The following is a 20,458-nucleotide window of genomic DNA, read 5'->3' on the forward strand; positions in this document are numbered from 1 at the left end:
TTGTAAAAATAATGAATTTTAGTAAGATTGTTTGTCTTTTTCTTTTCTTTTTTGGCGTCTTTGTTTTCGGACAAAAGGATTCCGTGATTGCAAAGCCTTTGAGTCAGTATCCACAAGAGCTATTAAAAGTAGATGAATTTGGAAACAAATACTATTACGATGAAAGCCAAAAAGCCAGGATCTATGAGATCAACGGTGAAACGGTAGTAGCGATGGATGAGTTGGTATTAGTGAACAAACCTAAATTCAATAATCAGCTAGATAAAAATTATTACTATTTTCTTAATAAAAAATTATACAGAGTCTATCCTTTATTTGTAACCGCACTTCAGCAGTACAGAGATATTCAAAAGGAAATGACAGATTTGGATAGTAAAGCAAAAAGAAAGTATGTAAGAGACAGACAGAATATGCTGGCTGATCAATATGAAAAGCAACTGCGAGATCTTACCACCACGGAAGGTCAGGTTTTTGCAAAATTAATGAACAGAGCAACGGACCAAAGTGTATTTGAAATTATTAAGGAGCTTAGAGGAGGGTTTAACGCATTTTGGTGGAATCTAAAAGGTAAAATGGCAGATATCGATTTGAAAGACCGATACAATCCGCATAAAAACAGAACAGACGAATTTTTAGAATCTCTTTTACAATCCAATTGGAATTCCGGCTACCTTCAGCCGTATCCCGGAGCAAGCACATTTAAAGTGACCAAATAAATAAAATACCTGTAAGCAATTACAGGTATTTTTCTTTTAGTTTATCGAATACTATTTTATCTATTGGTAACGAAAACGGATTATCCGGTCTGTCGATGGAAATCCATTCTGTTTTTTCGATGCATGGATCCATGATAAGAAAATCTTCTTCGTTGGTGATATGTACTATATAATATATGGTAAGCAGTTGTTCGTTCTTTCTGAAGCGCGAAACCAGAAAATTTTCCTGCGTATAAAAATGCTCTACGATTTCTACTTTCACATTGAGTTCTTCATCAAACTCGCGGTGTAAGCAGTCAATAATGCCTTCTCCGTATTCTAAGCCACCTCCTGGAAACTTCATTAAAGATTCACCCACGTATTCTTCAAATAATGTAAGAACTTTTTTGTCTTTCACGGCACATGCGTACACTCTAACGTTGATCTTATCTATCATATTTAAAATTTGTAAAGCTAAATTAAGGAAAATTGATTAAAAATAGGGGTGAAGTTGGAAGATAGATACTGGAAGTTTATTCCTATATATAAGGATGTAAATCTTTCAGCTTCTATCTTCCAGCCTACTATATTAGAGCTTCACTGCATTGATCATTTCTCTTTTCCCCGGAGGACCTTGTTTTTTTTCAACCTTAAAATTAAGCTCCTGTAAAATTCGTCTTACGCTTCCTTTAGAAGAGTAAGTTGTTAATAAACCGTTAACACTCATTTTATTGGAAACCATTTCAAATAATGGCATCTCCCAAAGATCGGGTTGAACTCTTGCTCCAAAACAGTCGTAATAAACAAGGTTGATTTTCGGTAACTCTATGTCTTTCAGATCAAAGAAGTCGCATTGTATCTTTTGTAGCGTAAACCCTTTAACAATTTCAACCGATTTCCCCCAGTCTGCCTGATGAATTTTTTGATAAATTTCTTTTAATTCTGGGTTGTCAAAATGCTCAAAGTAGGCTAAATCTTCAATTTCTGATTCATTTATGGGATACTTTTCGAGGGAAAAATAATTGATGATATGATTTTTGTCAGTTTTTAAATATTCATTAATTGTAACCAAAACATTCAAACCTGTTCCAAAACCGAGTTCTAGAATATTAATTTCGTAATCATTTACTAAATTTAATCCATTTTTAATAAACACGTGTTCTGCTTCTTGCAGAGCTCCGTGATGAGAATGGTAGTTTTCATTTAAATCGTTGATAAACAAAGTTTTACTACCGTCGTTCGTGGTTTTAATTTCTCGTTTCAAGCTTTTTTTTGTCAAATTTAATGTAAAATTTTTATATTTAGAAAATTATGTTAAATTTGTAGAACATCATAAAAAATTTTAGAAATGATAATTCAAAAAACTGAAAACTCAAGAATTTCTACATTCGACCCAAATAATTTTTCATTCGGTGATACTTTCATTGATCATATGATCATTTGTGAGTATGAAGATGGGAAATGGGGTGACGTAAAATTAGTTCCTTATGGTCCATTATTATTTACGCCTGCTATGATGGGGGTAAATTACGGGCAAGCTTGTTTTGAAGGCATGAAAGCCTACAAAGATAAGGACGGACAGGTTTTCCTTTTCAGGCCTGAAAAGAATTTTGAGCGTATCAATAAATCAGCTACACGTCTTGCAATGCCGGAAGTAACTGAAGAAATATTTTTAGATAGCTTAAAAGCATTAGTGGATCTAGACAGAGGGTGGATCCCTTCTGGAGAAGGAACATCATTATACCTAAGACCATTGATCTTCGCTACAGAAGAGGTTCTTAAAGCTAGAGTTTCTAATAAATATATGTTTGCTATCGTAGCAACACCTGCAAAAAGTTACTATACAGAACCTGTTTCTGTAAAAATTTCAGACCATTATTCAAGAGCGGCAAGCGGTGGTGTTGGTTCTGCAAAAGCAGCAGGAAACTATGCAGCATCTTTTTACCCGACTCAGTTAGCAATGGAAGAAGGATACGAGCAAATTATCTGGACAGATGATGCTACGCACGAATATTTTGAAGAAAGTGGAACAATGAATGTATTCGTTAGAATTAATAATACTATTTACACGCCGCCAACTTCTGAGAAGATTTTAGATGGGGTAACAAGAGATAGCTTTATTCAGTTGGCTAAGAAAAGAGGGATTGAAGTAAAGGTTGAACCAATTGCTGTAAAGACTGTTGTAGAAGCGCAAAAGAACGGAACTCTGAAGGAAGTTTGGGGAGTTGGAACTGCGGTAGTAACTACTGTTTTCCAGGCGTTAGGATACAACGGAGATAAGCTACAGTTGCCTTCACTTTCTGATGATGAAAGCTATGCAGCTACCCTTAAAAATGATTTGGTAAGCATTCAGACAAACAATGCAGAAGATACTTTCGGATGGAGAGTATTGGTTGAGAAAAATGTTCTTGAAACAGTTTAATTCAACTTCCATATAATATACTAAAGCCAAGATTTTCTTGGCTTTTTTTGTTTTCTGTTTGTTTTGATTTTTAGAGTTTTAAGAATGGTGATGTGAAAAATAGTTTAAGCTTTGAACTTGTATTATTTGTGAATGGTGAAGGCGCAAGGTATTTTAAAATATTTAATGAAGGCTTCGACTCCGCTCCGCCTGACAACGCTAATACTATTCACAACATTATCCACTGTCAGGCGGAGCGGAGTCGAAGCGTCTATTATTAACGATGTTTAGATTCTTCCAGATGATAATAAGGTATCAACCTTAAAATTAATTTTTAAACGCAAAGTTTTACGATAAACACGTTTTGTTTTTAGGAAGCAAAGAGTTGCGACAAAGTCGCTGATTAAACTAGCTTCATAAAGATCAATACAATTGATTCAATTCTTTGCTTCCTTACATAGAATTATAAATAAATCTTTGCGTTAAAAAACTTTTTACTCTTTGTTTATCCTTGCGATATAATATAAAACTATTCATTCCTTCTTTAAAACTTTAATGATTTAAAACGAAGAAAAAATAAAAAAGTTTTATTTAATATCTTCTTCAAGTTTTTGTAATGATTCCTGAAATGCGTATTTTCGCAAAAGTTTATGAAAAAAATACTCTTCATATCGGTAATAAGCCTGCTGAGCTGTCATAGTAATACACAGTCTCATCCTCCTGTGGGTGGAGTTTTAAGTAAAAAAGATCTGGATGTCTCCAAAGACAGAATGAAGAATCTTAATTCAATAGAAAGAAACCAGATTCAGCAATGGATCGGAATGCAATCTGTGAAATTTTATCCTACACAGCTTAATTACTGGGTAACGGCCGAAGGTTTTGATAAGAGGGAAGCAAGAGAAGATAATTCCCTTATTTCTTACTCTTATGATCTGTATGATTTTGATGATACCAAGATTTATGACGAACCTGTTGCAAGAAGAGATGCCAAATTTGGACACTTTGATGAATTAAAAGCGGTAGAAAATGCGTTGCGTTTTATACATGATGGAGAAGAAGTTACCCTTTTGGTGCCGTCTGCACTGGCCTATGGAACCTTTGGAGACGAGAAAAAAATAGATAACGATATCCCATTGATCATAAAATTAAAAGCATTATAAATGAAATTGTTTAACAAGAATATAATTCTGGCAGCGGCTAGTATCTCGCTGATGAGTTGTACACCAATTTATAAAAAAATGAACGTAGACAAAGAAACTTACGAAGGGCTTAAAGACGGACTTTATGCTAATCTTCAAACAACTAAAGGAAACCTTATTGTAAAGTTTGAAGACAAAAAATCGCCTGTAACTGTGGCTAACTTTGTTGGTCTTGCAGAAGGAAAGATCGATAACAAATCTAAAGCTAAAGGAGTTCCTTTTTATGACGGAACTATTTTCCACAGAGTGATTAAAGATTTCATGATCCAAGGAGGTGATCCTAAAGGAACAGGAGCTGGAGATCCGGGATATAAATTCGAGGACGAAAGAAACGATCTTCACCACACAGGAAAAGGTATTTTATCAATGGCGAATTCTGGACCTAATACCAACGGTTCTCAGTTCTTCATCACTGAAGTAGCTACGCCTTGGTTAGACGGAAAACACACGATCTTCGGAGCAGTAGTAAAAGGTAACGATGTTATTGATGCCATTGCTAATGTAGATAAAGGAGCTCAGGATAAGCCTAGAACTGATATTGTACTTGAAAAAGTGTCAATTTTCAGTAAAGGAGACGAGTACAAGCACTACGATGCAGCAAAAACTTTCACTGAAGGTAAGGCTAAGATCGCTGAAAACAATAAAGCGTATGTTGCTAAAGAAGAGGCTGACAAAAAGAAGAAAGAAGAAGAATTCAAAGCGAATCAGTTGAAAATGGTTGAGGATTTACAGGCAGGAATGCAAAAAACTGAATCAGGATTATACTACAAAATCACGAAGACGACAGATGGAAAAGCTCCAAAATCGGGTGATAATATTTCTGTACACTACGCAGGGAAATTGGTAGATGGAACTGAGTTTGATTCTTCATTCAAAAGAAATGAGCCGATCGAAATTCCAATCGGAATGGGAAGAGTGATCAAAGGATGGGACGAAGGTATCCTATTATTGAAAGAAGGGGAAACTGCTACTTTATTAATCCCACCAACATTGGGTTACGGAGAAAGAGGTGCAGGAGGAGTGATTCCACCAAATGCATGGTTAGTATTCGATGTTGAGCTTGTGAAAGTTCCATAATTGAAGCTTTATGATATTGAAAGCCGTCCTCCGTAAGGGCGGTTTTTTTTGTTTTATATAAGTAAGTGTTTGAAAATTAAGTAGAAGTACGGATTCCCGTAAAAATCCAATTTAATATATTAGCTATTTTTGTAAATAATAGTAATAATTTTTAAATTTATGGCAAATACGGTTGATAATTCATTTATAGAATTTAATAGAGAAATAGTTAATTTAAATTCAAATATTACAGAGACGGCTAACAATAGTAGAGATTGGCTAGTTACTCAGCTTAGTAGTCTTGATATGAAAGATGGTCTTGATTTTCCCTATGAGTATATAGGAATGCATGTTAAATATGGATCTTTTGCAAGAAAAACAAAGATTAGGGAGTTAGATGATATTGACTTACTATTTTGTTTAAAAGCTGACGGTGCTTACTATACAAAAATTGGAGATACTTATGTTATTTCAAGTGTTAATTCAGGACAACGTCTACAGAATTTATCTGATAATGGTACTTTAAATTCTAGAAAAATTGTAAATAAGTTTGTAAATTCACTATATGAATTAAGACATTACAAATCTGCTGAAATTCATAGAAAAGGTGAAGCTGCGACTTTAAAGCTAGATTCGTATGTATGGGTTTATGATATAGTCCCAGCATTTTATACTGATACTGCATTATATTTAATTCCAGATGGTAATGGAAACTGGAAAGCTACAGACCCTCGGATTGATCAAAAGCTACTTACTGAAACCAATCAAAGCTATGAAAGTAAAGTATTGCAATTAATACGCACTTTGAAGTATTGGAATAGACATAATTCTACTTATACATTGGGTTCGTATTTGTTTGAACAAATAGTTATTAATTTTGTTAAATCTAAATATGAACTTAGTACGTATATGGATTTTAATATAAGAGATTTTTTTAATTATCTAAGCATAAATATCTATAATTCGGTGTATGACCCAAAGGGAATTCAAGGTGACATAAACAATTTAATTTTAAGTGAAAAAGATTCTGTTTCACTTAAAGCAGATTGGGCTTACAATAAGGCTAAAGATGCAGTATTTGCTGAAACTAATGAGAAGAATCAGGAGAAATCAATCAATAAATGGAGAGAAATCTTCGGAAATAATTTTCCTCAATATGGATAATACAGGATATAAAATTTTACAAAATCAAAACAAAGCTAATAATATTGATAAATTATTGGCTCAAAGGACTTTATATTCAATAGGTAAAGGCTATCAAGGATTACTATTATTTATTACAATTCCAATTCCTATTTTTATTTCATTTCTCATTAATTTTTACCCCAAAATAGACGATAAGAATTTGATATTTGTTTTTCTTACAATCATATTGATTGTACTAGAAAAAGTTTTTGAAACTATTATAAATAGAAATAAAAAAATTGCAGCTTCTATTCAAGAAAAATTTGACCTTGACGTTTTAAATATTAAAGAGAATGAAACATTGAATCTAGCATACATTGATTTAGATATAATCCGTGAATTTTCAAAAAAAGCTAGAAAAGATAATCAGAAAGTTCAAAAAGTAACGAATTGGTATTCTGATAAGATTGTTTCTTTAGCTACAAATGTTTCAATACTTTTCTGTCAAAGGATGAATATTTGTTATGATTTTTCAATTAGACGAAAGTATAATATTTATTTAGGAGGGTTATCTTTGTTTACTTTTATTATTTTACTTTTTATCTCACTATATATGGGGATAACATTAAAATCATTTATTTTACAAGTACTACTTCCTTGTTTACCAATATTTAATTATTCATATAAAGAGATAAATGCTAATATTGAATCTATTGACAATTTACAGAAGTTAAAGGAAATAATAGAACATGAATTAAGTATATCCAATAACTCCAGTGTAATTAATGAGCATAAATTGAGAAATATTCAAGATAGAATATTTAATAACCGTATTTTGAGTCCATTAATTCCAGATTTTATTTACAAGTTATTTTGGTCAAAACTTGAAGATCAAATGAATTATTCTGTCGAAAATAAAATTAATGAACTTAATTAAAATTTAAAATATTAAGTTGTCGTAGTTTTTACGATTGTAATTTCCCTACTTTAGCCCAAAATAAGATTAATGCAAAAGATTTTTCAACTCGTTTTCCTATTCTGTGTAGTCCTCATTTCAGCGCAAGGCAAAAGATTCTTTGAAGATGGAGAGGTTCAATTAAAAAATCCGGTTGAGAAAATCAATGTAAACTATATGGCAGATCTTCCTTTGGTAAAGGTTCATATCAATGGAAAGATGTATAATTTCCTGTTTGATTCCGGGGCACCGACTGTGATTTCTACAGCGATTTATAATGAACTGAATCTTGAGAAAAAGCATTCAAGCAAAGTAAAAGATTCACAGAAAAATAAGCACGAACAAATCTTCACGCAGCTGCCTGAAATGACGGTAGACAATGTGGTTTTCAAAAATATAGGAGCGATTGTGATGGATTTTAATGGAGAATTGGGTTGTTTTAAAATTGATGGTATTTTAGGAGCGAACCAAATGGCAAAACTGTTTTGGAGAATCAATTACTCAGAAAATTCCATTGAAACCACCAACGATTTGGCAAATTTTGATTTGAAAAGTTATGAAACGGTGATTCCGTTTGAGACCAAAGCGCAGAAAACGCCAACCGTAATTGCGAAAATTTTAGATAAAAAAATAGAACTTACTTTCGATACAGGATTCACAGGAAAACTGAAAATCGCAGACAGCTATTATAATCCTAAAAAAGTAAAAGAAGTAGTAGAAACCTTCGGAACGAATTCTGTCGGCGCATTTGGGGCCGGAAAATCGGTCCCTGGGTATATTTTCAGGACAGATGAATTGGTGATAGGAGATAAAGCCTTTCCAAAAGAAATGGTGATGACCGGAAGCACAAGCCTGATCGGAAATGATTTCTTCAAGGACTTTATTTTCATCATGGACTGGAAAAATAATAAGATCTACATGAAGCATATCAAAAAAAGCCCACCAAAATTTGAATCTTTTGGCTTTGGATATCGTTTCATCGATGCAAAACCTGTGGTGGTATTTGTGTTTAAAGACAGTGGTTTGCCTATTCAGATTGGTGATGCTATTGTAAGCATTAATAATGTAGATCTTGATCATCTGAATGAAGAATCTGCTTGCCATTATATGATCAATAGAGTAGAGAAGGACTACAGAACCATTGGAGTAAAGGTAAAAAGAGAAGGCAAGATCCTTGATTTTAAACTCGATAAGAAAGAGTATTTGAAATCACTATAAAATATATTAGACTTAATCATATTATGCCTCTTTCAATTTGAAAGAGGTTTTTGTTTGGTGATACTGTTTCAGATTTGAGACCATTCAACGCTGCCCAAAACAATGCAGATAAATTATTCTCCTGCGTCAAACACTTAGAGCTTGTTTAAATTTCTAAATTTGATTTTTTGTATCACAATCAAATCTTTATCTAAATCATATTCTTTAAGGATTTTTTTGATTTAAAAGACAATGTACTGATGACCTATTTTTCTAACGCAAAGCTTTAGCTTCATTATGTATGTTTTCAGGGAGCAAAGGATAGAATCAACGAAGTTGATTCGTCGAAGAGTATGGATAAGCATACCGCTTCATCAGCGACGAAGTCGCATGACTTTGCTCACTTAGAATAAAGCAAAATTATTCATCAACTTTACGTTAATCTTTTTAATCAAAAAATAATTTCAAACATCATCTATTGAGTATTGTTGATGAAAATAAATAACTGATAATTAGATATATAATAATTCTTGAGTAAAATCTAAATAGGCTCTTAGTATTAGCAATGTCATCCTGAGCATAAACTGAAGGTTTACGAAGGATCTGTAATAAAATGCTCAAATGTAACCTATTACGCTGGCTTACGGTGTTTAGATTCCTGCGGAATGACAAAGTGCACGTTTGTTTCTATATCTTAACGTAAACAAACCAAAAAGTAGTCAATAGGTATTTGTTACATTAAAAATCAGATTGCTCAGCCTCAAGTTTACAAATAAGAGGTATTGATCGGTGTAATCAGCTTCATCAGTGAGAGATCAATTAAACCGTTCCGAGTTTGATCCATTAATTTCTTTGATTTAATTTTTTCGATTAAAAATATTCAATGATTTAACATAAAGTATGTTAAAATATTCTTAATTTCATGGAAGCTAATCACAAAAATAGTACACAATGAAAAGTAAATTTAACACCTTGTTTCTACTGCTTTTTTTGGCAGTATGCTCTTTACAAACAATGAAAGCTCAAACGGCGTCATGCCCAAGTTGGGGACCTTACCTTGAAGGTTTTGATATGGCCAATTCCGGTGAACTCTGGTATTCGGAAGCGATGGCGGATAATACCTGTAAAAAAGTAAATACGTATTATTCTACCCTCAATTTCTCTTTAGGTCCGAGAGGCGGATATGCTGGAATTCAGTACAAAGCCAACGAAATTTATAACAATATTTTCTCGATGTGGGATCTTCAGGATTCTCATGTTCCGCAATGTACGACAGAGTATGTTGCTCCTAATACCTATGTGGATGGTTTTGGAGGTGAGGGGACAGGTCTGCATACCGATAATCCGATGTCATGGACGCCCGGAACCTGGTATGCGACGGTGGTAAGAAGATGGTCAACCGGTGATGGGAAAACCAGAATCGGATTTTTTATGTACAACTATGGCACTCAAAAATGGAAACATTATGTAACAATTGTTACTCCTGAAAACGATGCCCAATTTACGGGAACAAAACTTGGTGGTTTTGTAGAAAACTGGAATTCGGCGGCGAGTAAAGCTACCCGTTGCGGATATTTCAGGAACTTCTGGAGTATGAATACGCAGGGAAACTGGTCGAAGCCCGCAAGATATACCGCAGCAGCAGGAACAGGTTCTTGGGGGCAGAAACAGCATTTAATAATACAGCGATCAAAGTAACGTCTTGCGGAACCACTCCGGCTCCTGTAGGGAGCTCTGTAACTTTTAACAATATTATTCAAGATGGAACAAAGCCAAGTACCGCTTTACCAATTACGGTGACTACGGTAACGCCTTCTTACAATGCGGGTACCAATTCTATGAATGTGTCTTGGGCGAGTTCGGAAACTACAAGTCCACAGCTTTCTTACAAGGTTTCTCTGTACACGGAAGCAAGTTGGGAAAATGGATATACACCTGTTGCGGTGGTGACAGGAATTCGTCCCGATCAAAGAAATGTTTCAGTACCGCTTCCCGCTAATTCTCAACCCGGAAAATATTATGTAAGTGTGGTGCTGGAAGATATCTTTAAACAAAGTTCTAATTTTGGATATAATTCTTTAGCGGTGAGTAATATCGTACAGCCTGTAACGGTTGATCCTACTGCTTTTTATAGAATTAAATGTGTAGGAAGCGGACAATATATTAGTCCGGCCAATTACAGCACGGCAGTCAATACAAAAATGGTTCAGCAGCCGTTGAACAGCAATTTGGCGCAACAGTGGAAATTAGAGAAAACAGGAAATAACTATATGATCATTAACCGTGCATCCGGCTTGGCGATTGATGTTCCTGCTTCTAATATTACAAATGGAACCAGCCTGGTTCAGTATTCAAAACATGGTGGCAATAACCAACAATGGGTATTGAGACCTTATACCTCAAACACAATTGTTATTGGAACTGCACTGTCGAATATGAAAGCGATGGATAATCCGGCTAATTCACAAACTGCAGGAACGAATATCAATATTTGGGATCAGGATATGAATGGAGCTGCAGGCGTGAACCATCAATGGGTGCTTGAAGCTGTTTCGGGAAATGTTATGAAATCAACGACTAATATTTTAACAGAAAATAATCAATTATCTACGGTATATCCTAATCCTGTAAAGCAGGGAGAAATGGTGTATATCAATCTTCCGGAGCAGGATTCTTATGAATTAAAGATCGTCAATATAGAAGGATTAACAGTGAATTCTCAAAACGTAAGAGGAGGAAAGGCATCAGTATCTACTTCAGGTTTAAGAAGTGGAGTTTATTTTTATAATGCTAAAAGTACGACCCAAACTATTTCAGGGAAGTTTACGGTGCAATAAGGCTTCTTTTACTTAAAAAAGTATAAACCCGTCTTGTTTTACAGGACGGGTTTGTATATTCTTATATAAGTATGGCAAGCAAAATCAATGAGATCAATCAGTAATTTGATTCATATTTGCTTTTATCATTTGCGTGCTGCCCCATTCTTTTAAATAGGTAATGAAAGGGATAAGATCTTTGGCGATCTCGCTTAAGGAATATTCTACTTTCGGAGGGATTTCGCGGTAGGCTTTTCGCTCAACCAAATGATCATCTTCAAGCTCTCTTAGGGTTTGGGTAAGCATTTTAGGAGTAATATCGGCAAGCGCTCTTCGGAGCTCTCCGTACCGCATGATTTCTTTATTGTAGAGAGATAATATAATTCTGCCTTTATATTTTCCACCGATTCTTTTGAAGGCATAATCTATGGGACAAATGGGCTCGTCTGAATGTTTTTTCATTTTTATACAAAATTTTCATGCTGATAATCAGTATTGCTATAGTTTTAGTGCCTAGCGTACAAAAAAGTACATACTTGACTGTCAGATGGTAATGCGATACTTTTGTGACACAATAATTAAAAATTCAAAGTTATGAAATCAATACGTATAAAAGATTCTTACGGATTTGAAAATATAAGTTTAGAGGAGGAAAGTATTCCTGTCATTAAAAATAACGAAGTGTTGGTAAAAGTAGAAGCGATTTCCCTAAATCAATTGGATTTAATGATTGCAAAAGGTTTTTTTGAAAGACCATTACCACATACTTTAGGTTCTGATGTTGCAGGCCATGTTGTTGAAGTTGGCAAGGATGTGAGTGACCTGAAAATTGGAGATAAGGTTTCCACCCATTTCATACACGCTTGGCAGTCTGGCAACCTTAATCCGGATATTTTAAAAACTCGTTTAGGAATGGATAGAGCAGGTGTTTTTTCAGAATATATTGCATTGCCTGCAAGCGCTTTTGTTAAAATACCTTCCCATCTTACGTACAAGGAAGGAGCAACACTTCCTATTGCAGCGCTAACAGCTTGGGAGGCGTTGGTGAATGCAGGGAAATTAGAAGCGGGTCAAACGGTATTGCTACAGGGAACAGGAGGAGTTTCTATTTTTGCGTTACAGTTTGCTAAAGCAATGGGCGCCAGAGTTATCATTACCTCAGGTAGCGATCATAAACTTGAACGTGCCCAATTGTTGGGTGCTGATGAAACAATTAATTATAATACAGATCCAAACTGGCAAAATAAGGTGTTGGCTCTCACTGGAGGAGAAGGAGTTGATATCGCTCTTGAAATGTCTTGGGCAGAAGTAGGTAAAACTTTTGAAGCGATGAAATTAGGCGGAAAAGTTGTTGTCGTAGGCTTGCTTGGCGGACCGAGAGCTGATTTTTCTGTGTTTGATATTTTGCATAAAAGTCTCTATGTTATTGGGGTTCAGGTTGGTTCAAAGAAAAGTTTTGAAGCAATGAATGAATTTATGGAAATACATACGATCAGACCTGTCATAGACCGTGAGTATTCATTAGATCAAACAACTGAAGCATTTGAATATATGGAGAAAGGAAGCCATTTTGGGAAAGTTGTTGTTGCTTTTTAATATTTCAAAATATTCTTTATAATTGCTGTCTAATTTTTATCTTTGATTTATTCATTCAATGACTCAGAAAAATTTACAAACAAATATTGAGCTATCCCTTGCTAATTTATTAAAATTGGCGGAAATATCTTGTTGGAATAAAATATCTAATAATTATTTATTTATATTTTCTGAGATTAAAGATTCTGATTTTCAATACCATAAGAAAGGTGGTGGAAATACTAATAAACGAAGTGGTCTTCTAGATTTAAACTTGGTCACTGAAATGTTAGAAAAAGAATATGCTGATCTTTATGATATTAATTTTTATATTTTTAAAGCGAAAAAGTTTCATACAATTATTGAAATTCAATATTATAGGAAATCTAGCTTAGATAAAGAATTTTTCGATACAATTAAAGATAATCAGCCGATGTTTCATTCGAAAATAGCAATGCCTATGTATGCTAAGGATGGAAAAAAGTTTGACGTTAATTGGAAGTCGGGTGGAATTTTTCACTCATGGAAAATGTTCATATATAATTTTAAGTATAGAAAAAGAATAAAAATGTATAGTAAAGAACATTATTAAAATAAATAAATCCCAACTTTTTAGTTGGGATTTTATGTATATATTCTATTTAAATTAATGAATTAAATAAAAGTTTTAATTAACTGTTAAACAGAAAGATTGTTTTCAAATTTAATTTTATTAATTAAAGGATTCGCATACATCGCTAAAAAATATTCCTTCGAAATGGCATCAGATAAATCGAGGCGCATATCAAGTCTTCTCATAAATAATTGCTTCTCTTTTTCTGTGTACTGATCAGCATAGGTATTCGTATCGTGAAGCAAATCGTAGGCGATATATTTGGTAGGCCAAAGTTTATAGTTCTGGATGATGGAATCATCAATGATTTGAGCAATAGCCTGCAACTGTTTGTTTTTATTGTCGAATTTCGTGGCAATATCATCCAATTCGGTATCCAATACTTTACCGGCATTGATATGAATTCGTTTCTTCTGTCCCAAGACTCCGCTCAGCATCGTGGTAAAATCCTCATCCTTGTCTTTAATATATTCCTCATCTCTGTGCTTTGCCAGAAGTTGAGGGACTTTTAACATATCCGTAGGGTCATATTCATACGAAATAGATATCGGAACGATCTTCAATGTTTTAAAGTAATCAATCAGAGACAGATCTCCTGCCGACATGGCCAGCATTTTTAAAACGCCCTGCTGCGTAGCATCATTTCCATCTTTGGTACGGCCTTCACGCTGAGCAATCCATACAGAACGCTTTTCGTGGTGTAAAAGCTGATCTATATACTCAGACATGATTTGAGAGCTCTTTAGCTGCTCACGAAGAGGCAATCCTCTTTGCACTAAAAAGTTACGGTTCAGTTTTGCCAATACGTGCAAAAATGATTTCTGAACAAGATTATCACCAATCGCAGAAGAAGTCATAATATGACCTTTCTCTAGTAAGACAAGATTAAGAAGTGAAGTGTCCAGAACAATATCTCTATGGTTCGAAACAAACAGATAAGGAGTATTTTTATCCAATTGATCAAATCCAGAAGTCGTTAAACCTTCAGAACTCTTTTCAAGAATCTTACGAACGGTATAGGATATAAAATGGGCCTGAAAATCACTTATAGAATGGGTATTTTTAAACTTGCTCAGCCAAACCTGTCTATCAATATCAGGAAAGGTAAAGCTCATTAGGGCTTTCATCATAGGATCACGAGCTATTCCACGTAATGCGTCATTGACTTCATTATCGTAAAAAGGCCTGATTTCATCGAACTTCGACATGTAATTATTTAAAATTAAAACTATTTGCAAAAGAACAAAAATTTATTGAAGGCACCTGAAAGTTTTTGTTAATATGACTGTTAAAAGTAAATTATTTATGGTTCATGAAAGTTTGTAGAAAAATATTAATAGAGGGTAGGCCTTTCTATCATTGATGTTGTAGCAATAAATAACCTAAAAAAAGCAATTATAGAATACCGTAAAAATACGGGGGTATGCATTGTAAGAAAATCATTACATTTGGCAGATAATTTTAACGAAACAAAAGCGTAAGCTATCATTTGAGTTAGAGAAAACCGCGAACTTTCTATAACAGCTCTATAATGATAGACTTGCGCCCGTGCTTATATTGGCGTGGGCTGTAAGTCATATCTGAGCTGTTAGGTTCTTCGCGGTACCTCTCTAACAGATTGATTACAGTACTACGCCTTTTGCATTTATTCTATGAAATGCAATTTGGTAATATAATGCGACATGTTCTGTCGCTGTGCTGTGGTAGCTTTGCTTTATAACAATAATAGATTAATATAAAACAGCAACCTATGAAAAAACCAGCTTTATCCGAATAAAAAATTCCGTATAATCACGATTCAAAATATGGGGTTTTCACCCATTATAAAAATTAGAATAAAAAAAATATTTTAGCAACTTTAATAAAATGACACAAGTATGAAAAAACTCTACATGAGTGTACTTTCTATGTGCACAATGGCCAGCCTGTATTCGCAGGAAGTTATCTGGCAAAAGGACATTAAATCCAATACTCAGGATTTTCTAAGCCAGGTTACCACAACCATCGATGGACAGTATTTAATTACGGGAAGCTCGATTCAATCTAAAAAACTTTCTACGGATAACAAACAAAACAACGGTTACGATTTCCATTTGGTTAAACTTAACCAACAAGGGGAAGAAGTCTGGGAAAAGTTCTTTGTCGGAAACAATCATGATTTCCTTTCTGCAACGGTATCAACGCAAGATGGTGGATTTCTTTTAGCAGGAACTTCTTACTCGGGAAAAGGTCTGGACAAAAAAGACGATTCTAAAGGAGGTTCAGATTTCTGGTTGATCAGATTAAATGAATTTGGAGACGAATTATTTCAAAAAACGTTAGGCAGTTCAGCAGATGAAGAAGCACGAGCTGTCATTCAAACAACTGATCTGGGATTTTTTGTAGCAGGAAATGTTCAAAATTCCGCAAAAGGACACGGAGCTAAGGATGTTTTGATCATTAAACTGGATAAGAACGGAAAAGAACTCTCGCAATCTATTTTTGGTGGAAAAGGATTAGATGAAGTAGAGAAAATGATTCCTACAAAAGATGGAGGTGTATTGCTAGGGATATATTCGCGTAGCGGAGCTACAATCATGAGTAATGAGCAATTGGTAATGGATAATGCCAATTCGGCTGCTTTAAAAATTACTGATTACTCATTACCGATTACTTATTATTCCAAAACGACTCATAATGAAGGCGAGGGAGATTATTGGATTATCAAACTCGATAAAAATGGAAAGACTGAATGGGAAAGGAACTTCGGAGGTAAAGGAGACGATCATTTAAGAACATTAGCATTGACTTCAACAGGGTTTTTAATTGGAGGAGAATCAAGATCTGAAAGATCCGGAAATAAAACAGTAGGAATTGAAGAAGGAACTGATCTTTGGTTAATTTCATCGAATGAAAGAGGCGAAGAAATCTGGCAAAAATCCTACAATGTTGGAAACCGAGATGTACTCATGGGAATGAGTGTTTTACGTGGTTCCGATGATAAAACTTCAAAAGGGATTCTACTAGGTGGATATACTCAGGCAGAAGGAAGGATCGAAAATGATGATGAAACATTCTGGATGCTTTATTTAGATCAAAATGGAAATGAGCAATGGCGTAAGCATGTCAAAGGTGAATCTCGAAAGAAAGAAGAAAGATTAGCTGATATTAAGCTCAACAGAGATGGGAGTATTGTTCTAGCAGGAACCAGTGCCGAAGAACTTGGTAAAGAAAACTGGAAGATCATTAAGCTGGGGGACAAACAAATCGATCAGTTAATCGTAAAACAAGACATCAAAATTTACCCAAATCCTGTATCAGATTATGCGTATGTGGAGATTGGGTTTGAATTTAAGGAAGCTGATATTACTTTGTATGATATGTCAGGAAGACAATTGCAAAGTTTGAAAACTAAGAATAAAGTGACAAAGATAAATACTCAGAACTTGATTCAGGGAGCTTATTTGATTACGATTAAAACGGATACTAATAAAACGGCTAATGCAAAACTTATAAAAAATTAACACATGAAGAAAAAGATACTCTTCTCATTTTTAATACTCAGTGCCTTTTACAAAGGACAATCAAATCTTGGGGAGCAGCCCAAGCAATTGGTACCTTTTCCTACAAGTGCAGAAACTTACAGTCTTTCAAAGATTGAAAAAATACCAATGGATTATTTCAGAGGGAAAGCCAATATCAGTATTCCCATTTATAACATTAGTATAGGAGGAATAAGCATCCCTATCTCTTTGTCATACAATACGGGAGGTATTAAGCTTAATGAAGTTTCAAGTAGTGTAGGATTAGGTTGGTCATTAAATATTCCTGGAAATATTTCCCATAATATGATAGGGTTAGATGATTTGTCATCACCATTTTTCTCTAAAAATATGGCTGACTATGGGGCTTATAGTGGGCTGTATGATGAGCAGGCCAGTAATAATCAGATGCGTATAAATCTGGCCAGTTTGTATGATAATCTTTATGATACGAAAAAAGATATTTTTGATTATAATCTACCTACTGCATCAGGATCTTTTCTCTTAAAGGATAATAATCAAACGTTTTTGATTCCTAATGATGATGTTATCATTACCCGAAATGGGAGTAAGTTTTATGTAAAAGATACACAAGGGACTGAATATTGGTTGTCTCCAAGAAATACAGCAGAATCAATGTATATTGGAGGCTCCTCTTCTCACGTATCTCTCTATAATTTAGACAGTGTTAAAGTCAATAATAATGTGGTTCAGTTTTCTTACTATAAAGGTAATATGTATACGGAAAGAAACATCAATCAGGTAGCAAATTTCAAAATAACGCCTAATTTAAGTGGTAATTTTGAACAACTGCCTCCTTTTCCCAAATATGAAAAAACAGAATCAACTTCAGGTTTTTCAGAATCTTTAATCAGTAAAATTCAGTTTGATGGTGGAGAAGTTACCTTCCTATATTCTAATGATGCTAATAATGCATTCTCTGATGGACTAACTTACAGAAAAGATCTCAATAATAACAATACAGGAATTGCGCTGCGAAGAATTATCGTAACGAATAGGTCAGGAAGTACAATAAAAGATATAACCCTTAATTACAGTTATTTTGAAAGTAACAGAGCCAATAAAACCTATGAAGATTACAGGCTTAAATTAATTAATGTACATGATAATCTTCAGAATTCAGATTACAGATTTGAATACAACGAGCAATTGAACCTTCCTAAAAGGAATACAAGCAATGACGACTATTGGGGATATATCAACGCTACTAATAATAATGAAGGAACTAATATACCCAATAATATTTCTGTGGAATATGGAATTCCTGCAGACGTATTAAATGCTGTTCAGAAAAGAGACAGAGAGCCAAATGAGACGTATGCTATTTTAGGCAGTTTAAAATCAATTCAATATCCTACCGGAGCAAAGAAAAATTTCGAATATGAGCTTCCTTACAATACAGAGAAACAATCTACCGGCTATACTTGGGGACATGTGGAGATTGGCAACATAGAAATGGATGAATCTGGGGATCCTATTTCTATTGCTCAAACATTCCCTATCACTGCTGCGCATATGCAGCAAATTGCCAATATTCCTGGTGCGCAACCTGAAAAATTAGAAGTCATTTTTAATAATATTTGTGATAATGCGAATAATTCGGGTCATAATAATGAAATTGAGCCGGGCGATGAAACCAGTTGTACAGGAACTGCTAGGTATAAAGATAATTTTTTTTCTCACTTTAATCCTAAGCAGGTTGATTGGAACATTACAGGACCAGCCCCTATAACATTAACATTAGACAGACTGGGAGCTTGTAGATGTAGTATGTATACCAGTATAAGATACAGGTATCCTACTTACACAGAAAATACGAAAAAATTTGGTAGTCTTCGTCTTCGAAAGATGGAAGATGTTGATGAAAATAACATTTCAAATGTATATCAATATGCATACGGAAAATACGAAAACGGAACATTTATTCCTGATTTTAGCTTGAACCAGCCTTATAATTTCTCTTCAGTTATTCAAAGATATGTAAGAGAATTCATGCAATTAGGAACTACCGGAAGCGTTCAGATAGGCTCAGCGTTAGAGAAATATTACCGTATTCATAATTCCAGTCAGGCAGGTAGTAGTTATGGAAGTTCTGATATTATGACGTATCCATCTGTAGTAGAAATAACAGGCAAAGGGAAAATCATTAGAGAATTTGATAATAATGCAGATTTAAACTATATGTACAACAAGTGGAAAAGGGGAAATCTGAAAAGAGAGATTTATCTGAATCAAAATAATGATACTTTGAGGATTGTGAATAATACTTATAAATTAAACACCTTAAAAAATAGCTTATCTGAATTTACAACCGCTATCCCTGAAGTAGTAGCTTTTTCTACAGATTTTAATATTACAAAAGGAAGTAAACAAGTACTACAAACACCAGTAGATATTTACTATGTTGACCACCTTATGTATCTCATAGAATCTGCTAAAGTTGAAAAAGACAAGACTGAAACCACAGAATACTTTAACGGTAAAAAGATCACTTCCAAAACAAAGTATGAATATTATGATACGGATATAAACAAACCGATTAACTTAAAAAATACAAAAAGTATTTTCCCTTCCGGAGAAATTCAGCAGACAGATTATAGTTATGCCCACGAAAAAGGCAACCAACTCATGATCACCAAAAACATGATCGCCATCCCACTGGAAACCACTTCCACTCAAACCATCGGAACTATAACCAAGACATTGGGAAAAACGGAAACTATGTATCCAACCGCTTTGCCTACTTCACAAGCAGGAAATTTAGTATTGCCATTATCTGTAAAATCTTATGATACGCTGAATCCAAGTACAGCTTCTACAGAGGTGAGTTATGATAAGTATGATGAAAAAGGAAACCTACTTCAATACACCACAAAACTGGGAACTCCTGTGACCATTGTTTGGGGCTATAATAAAACTCAGCCCATTACGCAGATTGAAGGGATGACGTATGATCAGTTGACGGGACAGGTTTCCCCATCGGCTATAGTTTCAGCTTCAGATGAAGATGCGACTGACCCAAGTAAAGAAGGATTGCTGCTCGATGCCCTAACTGCCTTCAGGAAAAATTCGTTTTTTGCAGACAAGAAAATAACAACTTATACGTATGATCCACTGATTGGGGTAACGAGTATTACGGCACCTACAGGAGTGAGAGAAATTTATCTCTATGATTCTGCCAACAGGTTAAAAGAAGTAAAGGTGAGAGAAAAAGACAGCGCAGGAAACTACGTGCTGAGAACAGTGAAGCAGTTCAATTACAACTATAAACCTTAAATGCACAC

The 20,458-nt window shown here is 34.4% G+C and carries 17 protein-coding genes; 13 read left to right on the forward strand and 4 right to left on the reverse strand.

The annotated features are described in order from the left end of the window. Positions 1–11 precede the first annotated feature (11 nt). Positions 12–716: a DUF4294 domain-containing protein gene (locus tag AMQ68_RS00550; RefSeq protein WP_054508692.1), complete on the forward strand. Its 705-nt coding sequence runs from the start codon at positions 12–14 to the stop codon at positions 714–716. A 19-nt stretch (positions 717–735) separates the two neighbouring features. Here AMQ68_RS00550 and AMQ68_RS00555 read toward each other — a convergent pair whose 3' ends face one another. Then, a complete protein-coding gene (locus AMQ68_RS00555) occupies positions 736–1,152 on the reverse strand; it encodes an NUDIX domain-containing protein (protein WP_054508693.1) in 417 nt (138 codons plus the stop codon). A gap of 132 nt (positions 1,153–1,284) precedes the next feature. Further along, a complete protein-coding gene (gene mnmD / locus AMQ68_RS00560) occupies positions 1,285–1,959 on the reverse strand; it encodes a tRNA (5-methylaminomethyl-2-thiouridine)(34)-methyltransferase MnmD (protein WP_054509966.1) in 675 nt (224 codons plus the stop codon). Between the two features lie 84 nt (positions 1,960–2,043). Here mnmD and AMQ68_RS00565 point away from each other — a divergent pair, with 84 nt between their 5' ends. The 8 genes from AMQ68_RS00565 (at position 2,044) to AMQ68_RS00600 (ending at position 11,465) form a co-directional block, all read left to right on the forward strand. Further along, positions 2,044–3,117: a branched-chain amino acid aminotransferase gene (locus tag AMQ68_RS00565; RefSeq protein ID WP_054508694.1), complete on the forward strand. Its 1,074-nt coding sequence runs from the start codon at positions 2,044–2,046 to the stop codon at positions 3,115–3,117. A gap of 629 nt (positions 3,118–3,746) precedes the next feature. Continuing rightward, positions 3,747–4,256: a hypothetical protein gene (locus AMQ68_RS00570; protein ID WP_054508695.1), complete on the forward strand. Its 510-nt coding sequence runs from the start codon at positions 3,747–3,749 to the stop codon at positions 4,254–4,256. A gap of 78 nt (positions 4,257–4,334) precedes the next feature. Then, the gene (locus tag AMQ68_RS00575; RefSeq protein WP_241775074.1) at positions 4,335–5,372 is read left to right on the forward strand and encodes a peptidylprolyl isomerase; all 1,038 of its coding nucleotides are present in this window, start codon (positions 4,335–4,337) and stop codon (positions 5,370–5,372) included. A gap of 159 nt (positions 5,373–5,531) precedes the next feature. Then, complete coding sequence (locus AMQ68_RS00580; protein ID WP_054508697.1) at positions 5,532–6,515, forward strand: hypothetical protein; 984 nt, start codon at positions 5,532–5,534, stop codon at positions 6,513–6,515. After that, positions 6,508–7,413, forward strand: coding sequence for an S-4TM family putative pore-forming effector (locus tag AMQ68_RS00585; RefSeq protein WP_054508698.1), 906 nt, complete (start codon positions 6,508–6,510; stop codon positions 7,411–7,413). The genes AMQ68_RS00580 and AMQ68_RS00585 overlap by 8 nt, the downstream gene beginning before the upstream one ends. A 69-nt stretch (positions 7,414–7,482) precedes the next feature. Then, on the forward strand, positions 7,483–8,649 hold the full coding sequence (locus AMQ68_RS00590) for a retropepsin-like aspartic protease (protein ID WP_054508699.1): 1,167 nt from the start codon (positions 7,483–7,485) through the stop codon (positions 8,647–8,649). Positions 8,650–9,579: 930 nt separating this feature from the next. After that, entirely contained in the window at positions 9,580–10,326 is a 747-nt protein-coding gene (locus tag AMQ68_RS00595; RefSeq protein ID WP_082383939.1) for a DUF3472 domain-containing protein, read from the forward strand. Further along, on the forward strand, positions 10,284–11,465 hold the full coding sequence (locus AMQ68_RS00600; RefSeq protein WP_054508701.1) for an RICIN domain-containing protein: 1,182 nt from the start codon (positions 10,284–10,286) through the stop codon (positions 11,463–11,465). The genes AMQ68_RS00595 and AMQ68_RS00600 overlap by 43 nt, the downstream gene beginning before the upstream one ends. Before the next feature lie 93 nt (positions 11,466–11,558). On the opposite strand, the gene AMQ68_RS00605 is transcribed toward AMQ68_RS00600, so the two are convergent. After that, positions 11,559–11,906: a helix-turn-helix domain-containing protein gene (locus AMQ68_RS00605; protein ID WP_054508702.1), complete on the reverse strand. Its 348-nt coding sequence runs from the start codon at positions 11,904–11,906 to the stop codon at positions 11,559–11,561. Positions 11,907–12,038: 132 nt separating this feature from the next. Here AMQ68_RS00605 and AMQ68_RS00610 point away from each other — a divergent pair, with 132 nt between their 5' ends. Beyond that, positions 12,039–13,040 carry an NAD(P)-dependent alcohol dehydrogenase gene (locus AMQ68_RS00610; RefSeq protein WP_054508703.1) on the forward strand — a complete coding sequence of 334 codons (1,002 nt, stop codon included), beginning with the start codon at positions 12,039–12,041 and terminating at the stop codon, positions 13,038–13,040. A 58-nt stretch (positions 13,041–13,098) separates the two neighbouring features. Continuing rightward, positions 13,099–13,611, forward strand: a complete 513-nt coding sequence (locus AMQ68_RS00615) for a hypothetical protein (RefSeq protein WP_054508704.1) — start codon at positions 13,099–13,101, stop codon at positions 13,609–13,611. An 86-nt stretch (positions 13,612–13,697) separates the two neighbouring features. On the opposite strand, the gene AMQ68_RS00620 is transcribed toward AMQ68_RS00615, so the two are convergent. After that, on the reverse strand, positions 13,698–14,840 hold the full coding sequence (locus AMQ68_RS00620; RefSeq protein ID WP_054508705.1) for a 1-acyl-sn-glycerol-3-phosphate acyltransferase: 1,143 nt from the start codon (positions 14,838–14,840) through the stop codon (positions 13,698–13,700). Positions 14,841–15,509: 669 nt separating this feature from the next. Here AMQ68_RS00620 and AMQ68_RS00625 point away from each other — a divergent pair. Beyond that, the gene (locus AMQ68_RS00625; RefSeq protein ID WP_054508706.1) at positions 15,510–17,135 is read left to right on the forward strand and encodes a T9SS type A sorting domain-containing protein; all 1,626 of its coding nucleotides are present in this window, start codon (positions 15,510–15,512) and stop codon (positions 17,133–17,135) included. Positions 17,136–17,138: 3 nt separating this feature from the next. Next, on the forward strand, positions 17,139–20,450 hold the full coding sequence (locus AMQ68_RS00630) for a hypothetical protein (protein ID WP_054508707.1): 3,312 nt from the start codon (positions 17,139–17,141) through the stop codon (positions 20,448–20,450). Positions 20,451–20,458 lie beyond the last annotated feature (8 nt).

Source organism: Chryseobacterium sp. ERMR1:04, assembly GCF_001297705.1.
Taxonomy (GTDB): Bacteria; Bacteroidota; Bacteroidia; order Flavobacteriales; family Weeksellaceae; genus Chryseobacterium.